Here is a 10,061-nt window from a genome sequence, read left to right as displayed (position 1 = left end):
TATACCGGGAAAGGCGGTTCATTTCACCATATGGTTACGAGGGTAAAGCGAAGCGGCACCCTCAGAGAGTTTTTTGTACTGTATTTTCGCCCGGTTTCACGACCGATTGGCATCTTGCAACAATAGTTGAATACATTTCATCTAAAAGCTATGAAAGTGACATAAAGTGGATTACACTGGGCCAGCAACGCTTTTTAATTTACCGAACCAACCAGTGTCGCTACTAGTATTGCCCCCTTGGACGTGTATAATGAATTTCAACAAAGGGGCGATTAAGATGAAAAAAAGTCAAGTGAATGAAAACCAAGAATTTTCACGGGGCCTTCAGAGTCGCCACGTCCAACTGATTGCGCTGGGGGGCACAATCGGGACGGGGCTATTCTTGGGGGCCGGCCAATCGATTCACCTTGCCGGACCATCCATTGTGTTGGCCTACCTGGTAACGGGGATTATGTGTTTCCTGTTAATGCGGGCATTAGGTGAACTCTTACTCTCAGATTTAAATGCACACTCGTACATTGATTTTATTCAGCGGTACCTCGGTGACAACATGAGCTTCGTGGCCGGCTGGACCTACTGGGTCTGCTGGATCACGATTGCCATGGCAGAAATCACCGCCGCGGGGCAATACATGCAATTCTGGTTCCCCCATTTACCGCAATGGGTCACTGGGCTGGTCCTGCTGGGCATCCTGTTGACCTTAAACTCGGTCACGGTCAGTGCCTTCGGTGAAACAGAATTCTGGTTTGCCATCATTAAAATTGTGGCCATCATTGCCTTGATTCTGGCTGGGGCGTACATGGTTGCCGTGCACTACCCAACGCCGGCGGGTCATGCCAGCGTCACGAACCTGGTCTCCGGCGGCTTCTTTGCCAACGGGGCCAAGGGCTTCTTCCTTTCCTTCCAGATGGTGCTCTTTAGTTTCGTCGGGATTGAAATGGTGGGGATGACCGCTTCCGAAACGGCCAACCCCAAGAAGGTCTTGCCTAAGGCGATCAACGAGATTCCACTGCGAATCATCTTGTTCTACTTAGGTTCTCTGTTGGCACTGATGTCCATCTACCCATGGCAAGCTGTTTCCCCAACCAGCAGTCCATTTGTTCAAGTCTTCAAGAACGTGGGCATTCAGTCCGCTGCGGCCGTGATCAATTTCGTGGTCTTAACAGCGGCGGCTTCGGCCTGCAACAGTTCGTTATTTACGACCGGGCGAATGCTATTCTCTCTGACCTACCGGGGTGAGGGGAAGTTCGCCAAGCACATGGGCGTTCTCTCACATGCGCAGGTACCGGTTCGGGCACTGCGGTTCTCAACCGTCGTGATTGCCGTGTCGGTCTTCCTGAACTTCTTGATTCCGGGTCACGTCTTCGCGTTTGTTTCCAGTGTGGCGACAACGTGTTTCCTGTTCATCTGGGGCGCAATCGTTGTGGCACATATTAAATACAAGAAACAACAGTTGGCGGCCGGTGTCACGACCAAGTCCAACTTTAAGATGCCGTTCTTCCCGTGGAGCGATTACTTTATCTTGGCATTTCTGGCCATGGTCGGTATCGTGTTACTGTTCCGGGTGGACACGCTGATTGCGTTGATTGGGTCCATCTTGTGGCTCGCAGCGTTGAGTGTCGGTAAATACCTGAAAGATCGGCGGACAGCCAGTCATCCCGTTGTGGATGGTGGCGGGACCGACGACACCAAAGAAATCTAACTAAAACATTTGAGTCTGGGATAAAATTCCAGGCTCTTTTTAATTGGCTTCATCCGCGGGTCAGAGTCAGCGAAAAACCGCTGAAAGTGCTACGATAGGAGTAATATAACGGTTACCACTTTGGCTAGAACATCGGGTATTTGGCGGGGCAGACTTGGGCAAGTTGCCCAGTTGTTAGTGGCCTAAATGGTCGGACGTTCAGTTAAGTTGGCGACTAAGCTAATAGGGGTGTTTAATGATGAAACAAGTCACGATTACCGGACAGACAGTGCCCGCAATTGGCATTGGAACCTGGCACATGGGCGACCGCCCAGAACAACGAGAAACAGAAATTGCGGCCATCCGCGCGGGAATCGCTGCGGGGGCGCGGGTCATCGATACGGCTGAGATGTATGGCTCCGGTCGGGCCGAAGACTTAGTGGGGGAGGCGTTGGCCCCCATCGACCGCCAACAGATCTATCTCATTTCCAAGGTGTTACCAGAAAATGCATCTCGGCAACGCATGGCCGCCAGCCTGGATGCCAGTTTACGCCGGTTACGGACGGACTATCTGGATCTCTACCTGTATCATTGGCGGGGCAACGTGCCGCTAGCCGAAACGGTGGCGGAGCTTCAACGCCTGCAACAGACCGGTAAAATCCGGGCGTGGGGTGTGTCTAACTTTGATATTAGCGACCTAAAAGAACTCTGGCAGTTGCCCGGTGGTGATCAGGCCGTGGCCAACGAAGACCTGTACCATCTGGGAAGTCGGGGCCTGGAATACGCCGTCTTGCCGTGGCAGCGGGACCACCAACTGCCCCTGATTGCCTATTCACCAATTGCCCAGGGGGATGCTTGGGGCCATCATTTGACCACGAATGCAACGGTCAAGACGCTCGCGGCGCAACACCACGTGTCGGTCTACCAGATTCTCCTAGCATGGGTCATTCACCAGCCGCAAGTCCTGGCGATTCCGCAGACCAGTTCCGTGGCCCATATGACACAGAATATAGCTGCGGCCGACCTGACGCTGTCGCCGGCTGAATTAGCGGAGCTGGACCAAGCCTTTCCAGCACCAACGACGAAACAACCATTAGATATCTTATAAAAGGGGGAGCACTCATGGAATTTTTTACGTCAGATACCCACTTCTTTCACGAAGACCTGTTGGGGGACAGTGATTTTGCCCCACGGCCCTTTGCGAGTGTGGACGAAATGAATCAAACCATCATTGATAATTGGAATAAACGGGTGGCACCGACCGACACGGTCTATCACCTGGGCGACATTGCCTTGTACTTTACCAAACCCGCCGTGAAGTCGGATGAGGCCGTCTGCAACGTCTTATCCCAGCTGAACGGCCATTTGGAACTGATCAAGGGGAATCATGACAGCCGCGCCCTGTTCAAGTACCTGGCAGCGCACAACCCCATTGAAAACGGTCAGCCCAAGTTTGCCTTCCACGATGTTGGGGTCTTAATCAAATATGATCACCGGCAGTACTACATGACCCATTATCCAATGATGCTGGGAATCGTGAACCAGATTATCAATTTACACGGACATATTCACCATTATGCGGTTCCAGTCAAAGAAAACATCAACGTGGGTGTGGATACACCAGAGACCCGCTACCTCACCGAACAGGTGCCATTTGGGACGCCATTCTCGACCAGTGAGATTGAAGAAATGGTCACGGGCAAGGCGCAGGAGTTCCAGGAAAAACAGTAAGTGGTCGTTTAGAACGGTCACGGCTATCAGGCGATGTGGGCGATGCTTGACCGTTTCTCTCCGATGCCGTACGATTAAAATCAGTGTTAAGAGGAGAGAGAATTGATGGAACGGATTACCATTTTGCATACCAACGACCTGCACTCGCACTTTGAGAACTGGCCGCGGATTCGTCGCTACCTGGCGACCACCCGGCAGCAGGCCGAACAAGCGGGGGACACCGTCTACACCTTTGACTTGGGTGATAACATTGACCGGGTCCATCCCGTGAGTGAGGCCACGGTCGGTCAGAAAAACATTGAACTGATGAATCAGATTGGCTACGATGCGGCCACGATTGGCAACAACGAGGGCTTAGGTTTCATGCGCGCGCAGTTGGACCATCTCTATGATCACGCGAATTTTCCGGTGATTTTGGGCAACATTCTGACCGGGGATACACACGAACAACCGGAGTGGGCCATCGACCATCAGATTTTTACGACGCCGGCAGGGACCCGGATGCTGGTGTTAGGGCTAACGGCCCCGTACCATCTGACCTATCCGTTGGCCGGTTGGCAGCCGATTGCGGTCAATCCGGCCCTGACACGGCTCTTAGAGGCCTACACCGGGCAATTTGACGTGTGCGTCTTGCTGTCACATTTAGGGTTAGACGTCGACCGGCAGATTGCCAAGCGCTTTCCCGCGGTGACGGTCATCATCGGCAGCCACACGCACCACTTGCTCAAGCACGGCGAGCAGGATAACCATAGCCTGTTGGCCGCGGCTGGCAAATGGGGCCGATACGTTGGCCGCATTACGCTTGATCTCGAGGACCATCAACTACAGCGAGCCCAAGCCGGTGTCGTCGAAACGGCGACCTTGCCCGAACAAAGTGGGGATGCGGCTGAAATTGGCGCGCTGGATGACCTGGGCAAGTCCATTTTGTCCGAGCAACGGGTCGCTAAGTTGCCAGTTGCCATGGAGGCTGATCCAGTTGGCCATCCCCGGCTGGTCCAAGAGGGCTTGCACGCGGTGGCGGAGTACGCCGGCACCCAGGCAGCCATTTTAAATGCCGGGCTCTTTCTCCACGATTTGCCCAGTGGCGTGGTCAACCAGAATCAACTCCACCAGCTCTTGCCCCACAACATGCACGTGATGAAGATCACACTGAGTGGCTACGATTTATGGCGGTTGATTCAGGAATTTGAGCTCGCTCGTCTATTTTTACGGTATTTTCCGCAAAAAGGCATGGGGTTTCGTGGTAAAATCTTTGGAGAGATCAATTATTTGGGCATCGCCTATGACGCCAAGACCCACGAGGTCACCTGGCGGGGCGAACCGCTATCGCCAACTAAGCAGTACACGATTGCGGGATTGGATCACTATTTGTTTATTCCATTTTTCCCAACAATCTCAATCGTGGGTCAGAATCAAATTTTATATGAAGACTTATTACGGGAAGTCTTTGCCAAATACCTGGCGAAGCACTACCCCTTAACTTAGAAACAGAGAGGATGACGACGGTGGATCGCAAAGATTTAGAGGCACTTGTTGCCGAACAAAAAGAAACCCGGGAGCCAGCCGCCGAAGTGGTCCGGGTCGATGAAACACATTTAAACATCAACGGCCATCCCTATGAAGTGGTTGCCGACGTTCGGGAAGGGTTTGATTTCACGGAATTCTCCCAACGCTTTAGCACCATCTTGAGCAAATTCGACTACATTGTCGGCGACTGGGGCTTCGAACAGCTGCGGTTGAAGGGCTTTTACGCCGAAGACCGTGCGGGCGCCAAGCAGAACCAGATTGACGCCGTGCAGGACTATCTCTATGAATCCTGTAACTTTGGCTGTGCCTACTTTATTCTGCACAATTTAGATGTGAAATCGGCACCCAAGCCACGGCGGCCAAGACGGCGGCGCAATTCACGGCCAACCAGTACCAGCAATCAGACGAAGGCGGCGGCAGAAAAACCAACCAACCAGTCTGCTAAGCACGCGGCAGCACCGGCTAAAAAGGCGGCGACTGCTGAAAACCATGCCACTGGTAGCGGTAATGGTTCACACAACACGCATCGGCGACGGTCACACCGCCGTCACCGCAACACGTCGCATCCCTACACGGAAGAACGGCGACCAGTCGCAAAGCCCACAACGGGCAACGACAAGAAGACGGTCACCGTGGCCTCTGGTGGTCAGGGACGGCGGCACTTTACCATTCGTAAAAAAGAAGATTAGGGAGAGTTGGCAGTGAAAAAGTATCAGGCTTATTTAATCGACCTTGATGGGACCATCTACGCGGGTAGCAAACGCTATCCCAAAGCGAAGGCGTTCGTGGAGCGGCTTCAGGCGGCGCACGTGCCTTTTAAATTTGTGACGAATAACACGACCAAGCTCCCGGTCGACGTGGTGGCGAACCTGGCCGATAACCACGACATCCACGTCACCACGGACAACGTGTACACGGCCGGACTGGCAACGGCGGACTTTTTAGACCGGCGTGCTGGTCAGACGGGTAAGCGAACCGTCTACGTGGTAGGCGAGATTGGCCTCAAACAGGCCTTGGCCGCCAAAGGCTTTACGGTCGATGAGGACCATCCCGAATACGTGGTCGTGGGGCTAGACAGTGACGTGACCTACGAAAAATTTGCGAAGGCCATTCTGGCGATTCGCAGTGGGTCGACGTTTATTGGGACCAATTCGGATTCCAATATTCCCAAGGCGCGGGGCCTGATGCCCGGTGCCGGAGCGCTGGTCGACATGGTGCGTTACGCCACGCAGCAGGACCCCATTTTCGTAGGGAAGCCGGAACCGATTATCTTAAATAATTCCCTCGCCCAATTGGGTATTGCGGCTGATCAGGCACTGATGGTCGGGGATAACTACCAGACAGACATCCTCGCCGGCATTCACGCCGGGGTCGACACCCTGTTGACTTATACGGGGGTCTCAACGCCCGCGCAAGTGGCTCAGCAGGCCATCCAGCCGACCTATACCGTGCCGGACCTGGCTCATTGGGATCTGGAGGCGGGGCCGATTGACTAGGTTAGCACGTTGGGGTGGGTTAACCGCCCTCTTTTTAGCGTTGATTACGTTGAGCATCTTCTTAACGATCAACGCCGTGTGGCTGTATCGCTTAGACATTCACTGGTTAGCTATTAGCCAGACGGTCCAGATGTCTGCGCACAAGATCATGCACAATTACCTGCAAATGTTGGCGTACCTGGAACTGCCGTGGGTGACCGATTTAAACATGACTGATTTTGCCACGTCGTTTACAGGGATGATCCACTTCCATGACGTGAAAAATCTCTTCTTGCTGAATAACGTGGTCCTCGTGCTCAGTGTCGGACCCGCGGGGTGGTATTTACACCAGCTCAAGCAACGGGCCGAACAGTGGCGTCTCTTGCGACCGGTCCAGATTGCGGCGATTGTGCCGCTGGTGCTGGGGGCAATGCTAGCCGTGAACTTTAACGGTTTCTTCATTGCCTTTCACGAGGTGCTCTTTCGCAACAACGACTGGCTTTTTGATCCGGACCTAGATCCCATCATCAATGCGCTACCAGACACGTTCTTTCTGCACTGCTTCGTGCTGGCATTCGTGCTGTTCGAGGCCGGACTCGGCTGGTTATACTGGCGGGGACGCGTTGCCATTAAGCGCGCCTAATTTGGCAAATAAAAAAGCAGGACTTGAGAAAATTCTCAGGTCCTGCTTTATTTGTGTCACAAGAATTATTTTTTAGTCGTCTTCCGGAAGGCTACTCGGGGTTGACGCGTGACGACCCTTTAACCAGCCAACGACGGCAGGAATCAGGGAAATCACAATGATGCCTAAAACAACGGCAGAGAAGTGGGCCTTGACGAAGGGGATGTTCCCGAAGAAATACCCACCGCCACAGCAGATGGCCACCCAGGTCAGGCCGGCGCTAACGTTGTATTTGAGAAAACGCCGGTAAGGGAATTGGGAACCCGCAGCCGTGAAAGGCACGAACGTCCGAATGATGGGCATGAAGCGTCCCAAGAAGATGGCCAACGGTCCGTGTTTACGGAAGAATTTCTCCGACTGGGCCAGCTTATCCTTGTTGATCAGCCGCCCGAACCACGAGTGACTGGACAGAGCGGCGCCGGCCTTGCCACCCAAGTAGAAGTTGAGTGAGTCTCCGCCGATGGCCGCTAGTAAGAAGAGGGCTACGAAGAACCAGATGTTTAGCTTGTAGGCGGGGTTCGCAGCGAGTGCCGCCGCAGCGAACAACAGGGAGTCACCGGGAAGAAAGGGCAGAATCACCGCACCGGTCTCCACGAAAACAATGGCAAAAAGAATGAAGTAGGTGGACCCGCCAAAAGTATTGACGATGTTCACCAGGTGGTCGTCGATGTGTAAGACGAAATCAATTAAATATCCCATTAAGGGTCTCCTTATGCTAGTGTGAAATTTGTTATGCCTACATTGTAGAAGGTTTTGACCCAACTGTCAGCAGAGTCGGTGAACCTTAACGAAATTATGATATTTGTTGCTAGGCCGGTGGTGACGATGGCAAGCTTACTTAAACGGGGTATCTTGTTCGCCGGTATCGTCATGGGCCAGCCGGGCAGCCGCTGCCGCAGCAATGGCGCCGACCAAGTCATCGAGGAAGGTGTGGATGATACCGGGTTCGTGGGCGTTGAGCTTGGCCAAGATACCAGGCTTGACGCGGTCAATGTAGCCGTAGTTGGTAAAGCCAATCGATCCGTAAATATCTACTATAGAGAGCGCCATGGTTTCGTCCACCCCGTAAAGCCCCTCGTCTCGCTCGACAATGGTCTGTAAAGGTTCCATCAGGGTGTGGTGTTCCGCAGCAATGTCGAGTTGAATGCCGGTGATGATGGCATTTTGTACTTCTCGTTTGCTCAGAACGGTTTGCACACTGGCGAGTGCTTCCTCGTTAGTGAGACCGACGATGTAATCTTTTTGCAGGAAGATGACCAGGTCGGCGATGGCCTCAAGCGCGACGCCTCGTTCGTTAAGCAAGTCAATCGTCCGTTGCTTTAAAGCCGTGGTTGGTTTTGTCATTTAATCAGACTCCTTCGAATTAAATTGTGTTCTCTTAGTATAACACCGTGGCTGTCAGTTGCATTTTTGACGGTTGGCGGTGATAATAGATAAGCAGATAGTGTTTTGAAAAGATATGGAGGATAATTATGACAAAGTTTCCACAAATTGATTTGGCTAACGCCAGGGGTCCACAAGTAACGATTGAAACGTCCATGGGGACCATTCAGCTGCAACTCTTCCCCGAACAAGCACCAAAGACAGTTGAAAACTTTGTGACCCATGCCAAGGCCGGTTACTATGATGGCTTGACGTTCCACCGGGTCATTCCTAACTTTATGATCCAAGGTGGCGATCCAACCGGTACGGGTATGGGTGGCGAAAGCATCTGGGGTCAACCATTCGAAGACGAATTCTCACAAGAGTTATACAACTTACGTGGGGCCGTCTCAATGGCCAACGCTGGACCCAACACCAACGGTAGCCAATTCTTTATCGTGCAAGATAAGGATATGACGGATCAGATGCAGGCTCAGATGAAGGATGCCGGTTTCCCAGAAGAAATCGTCGATGCTTATAAAGACGGTGGGACCCCTTGGTTGGACTTCCGTCACACGGTCTTTGGCCAAGTTATCGCGGGGATGGACGTTGTCGACGCCATTGCCAAGGTCAAGACGGATGCGAGTGATCAACCAGCAACACCTGTCACCATGGACAAAGTCACGGTCAAAGAAGCCGAATAGGCGAGAATTAGATGATTAGTGAGGAGGGTACGACTATGCCGTTTCAAATTGGTCAACGGGTGACCGGCCACATTACGGGCATTCAGCCTTACGGGGCGTTTGTCAGTTTGGGCGGTCATCGTCAGGGCCTCATTCATATTTCTGAATGTCATTGTGGGTACGTGAAGGACATTCACGACTATTTAAAGGTCAATCAGGAAGTGAACGTTGTCATTCTGGACATTGATGAGTTCACGGGGAAAATCAGCTTGTCGTTACGGTGCCTTGAGCACGTGGCGTATAGCCCGGAGCCCCTGGAACATCAACACCGACATTACTGGACGAATCACCGCATCAACATTGGGTTTAAACCAATTGCGGATCGGCTAGAGGGCTGGAAGTCCGAGGCCTCACAGCGTTTAGATCAAGAACAAGCTTCCTCTTAGGGGGAGGCTTTTTATTTTATTTGCAATTAGTGCTTGACCTACCTGGAGATGATTGGTAAGATATTACCTGTTGCTGATTTGAGACGAGCAATGCATAAATAACAGGTTCTTGAATAGTTAATCAAAATTTGAAATTTATGCTTGACGTGTTAAATCGTAACTGATACAATGGTTTATGTTGTCAAGGCGTGCCAATCACGTCGAATTCATTTCTTTGGATGTTGAATAAATATTCAGGAAGCTGAAAAAAGATGTTGACACGATTTAAACGACATGATATACTTTAAAAGTTGTCACGGAGCGATTGCTTCTTATGACAACTTGGTAGACCTTTGAAAACTGAACATTGTTTCGACAAACCAAATATGTGTAGGGCGGTTTGATACTTGGTATCAAGCCCAAACAATATTTGCGAAGCCAATTCGCTTTTATAACAAATAAAGTAACAACAATCGATGAGCTATTCAAGCATCA

11 protein-coding genes are annotated in these 10,061 nt (G+C 51.9%); 9 read left to right on the top strand and 2 right to left on the bottom strand.

Annotated elements, in window-relative coordinates:
* Positions 1-277 precede the first annotated feature (277 nt).
* The 7 genes from EKM84_RS13905 (at position 278) to EKM84_RS13875 (ending at position 7,057) form a co-directional block, all read left to right on the top strand.
* Positions 278-1,702 (top strand): amino acid permease, encoded by a 1,425-nt coding sequence (locus tag EKM84_RS13905; RefSeq protein ID WP_125766264.1) that lies wholly within the window; start codon positions 278-280, stop codon positions 1,700-1,702.
* A 238-nt stretch (positions 1,703-1,940) separates the two neighbouring features.
* The gene (locus EKM84_RS13900) at positions 1,941-2,789 is read left to right on the top strand and encodes an aldo/keto reductase (RefSeq protein ID WP_125766263.1); all 849 of its coding nucleotides are present in this window, start codon (positions 1,941-1,943) and stop codon (positions 2,787-2,789) included.
* Positions 2,790-2,803: 14 nt separating this feature from the next.
* Positions 2,804-3,412, top strand: a complete 609-nt coding sequence (locus EKM84_RS13895; RefSeq protein ID WP_125766262.1) for a metallophosphoesterase family protein — start codon at positions 2,804-2,806, stop codon at positions 3,410-3,412.
* 105 nt (positions 3,413-3,517) lie between these two features.
* A complete protein-coding gene (locus EKM84_RS13890; protein ID WP_125766261.1) occupies positions 3,518-4,897 on the top strand; it encodes a bifunctional metallophosphatase/5'-nucleotidase in 1,380 nt (459 codons plus the stop codon).
* An 11-nt stretch (positions 4,898-4,908) separates the two neighbouring features.
* Complete coding sequence (locus tag EKM84_RS13885) at positions 4,909-5,628, top strand: YutD family protein (protein WP_125766260.1); 720 nt, start codon at positions 4,909-4,911, stop codon at positions 5,626-5,628.
* Between the two features lie 12 nt (positions 5,629-5,640).
* Entirely contained in the window at positions 5,641-6,435 is a 795-nt protein-coding gene (locus EKM84_RS13880; RefSeq protein ID WP_125766259.1) for a TIGR01457 family HAD-type hydrolase, read from the top strand.
* Positions 6,428-7,057 carry a TIGR01906 family membrane protein gene (locus EKM84_RS13875; protein WP_125766258.1) on the top strand — a complete coding sequence of 210 codons (630 nt, stop codon included), beginning with the start codon at positions 6,428-6,430 and terminating at the stop codon, positions 7,055-7,057. The genes EKM84_RS13880 and EKM84_RS13875 overlap by 8 nt, the downstream gene beginning before the upstream one ends.
* 72 nt (positions 7,058-7,129) lie before the next feature.
* Here the strand turns inward: EKM84_RS13875 and EKM84_RS13870 are convergent, their stop codons facing one another.
* The gene (locus EKM84_RS13870; RefSeq protein ID WP_125766257.1) at positions 7,130-7,795 is read right to left on the bottom strand and encodes a VTT domain-containing protein; all 666 of its coding nucleotides are present in this window, start codon (positions 7,793-7,795) and stop codon (positions 7,130-7,132) included.
* A 135-nt stretch (positions 7,796-7,930) separates the two neighbouring features.
* Positions 7,931-8,440 carry a phosphatidylglycerophosphatase A family protein gene (locus EKM84_RS13865; protein WP_125766256.1) on the bottom strand — a complete coding sequence of 170 codons (510 nt, stop codon included), beginning with the start codon at positions 8,438-8,440 and terminating at the stop codon, positions 7,931-7,933.
* Positions 8,441-8,568: 128 nt separating this feature from the next.
* On the opposite strand from EKM84_RS13865, the gene EKM84_RS13860 reads away from it, so the two are divergent.
* Together EKM84_RS13860 and EKM84_RS13855 are read left to right on the top strand one after the other, a co-directional pair.
* Entirely contained in the window at positions 8,569-9,162 is a 594-nt protein-coding gene (locus tag EKM84_RS13860) for a peptidylprolyl isomerase (RefSeq protein ID WP_125766255.1), read from the top strand.
* A 35-nt stretch (positions 9,163-9,197) separates the two neighbouring features.
* A complete protein-coding gene (locus tag EKM84_RS13855) occupies positions 9,198-9,587 on the top strand; it encodes a CvfD/Ygs/GSP13 family RNA-binding post-transcriptional regulator (RefSeq protein ID WP_125766254.1) in 390 nt (129 codons plus the stop codon).
* The last annotated feature ends 474 nt before the right edge of the window (positions 9,588-10,061 follow it).

It is taken from the genome of Levilactobacillus mulengensis (assembly GCF_003946045.1).
GTDB lineage: Bacteria > Bacillota > Bacilli > Lactobacillales > Lactobacillaceae > Levilactobacillus > Levilactobacillus mulengensis.
This window is presented reverse-complemented; position numbering and strand designations above follow the sequence as displayed.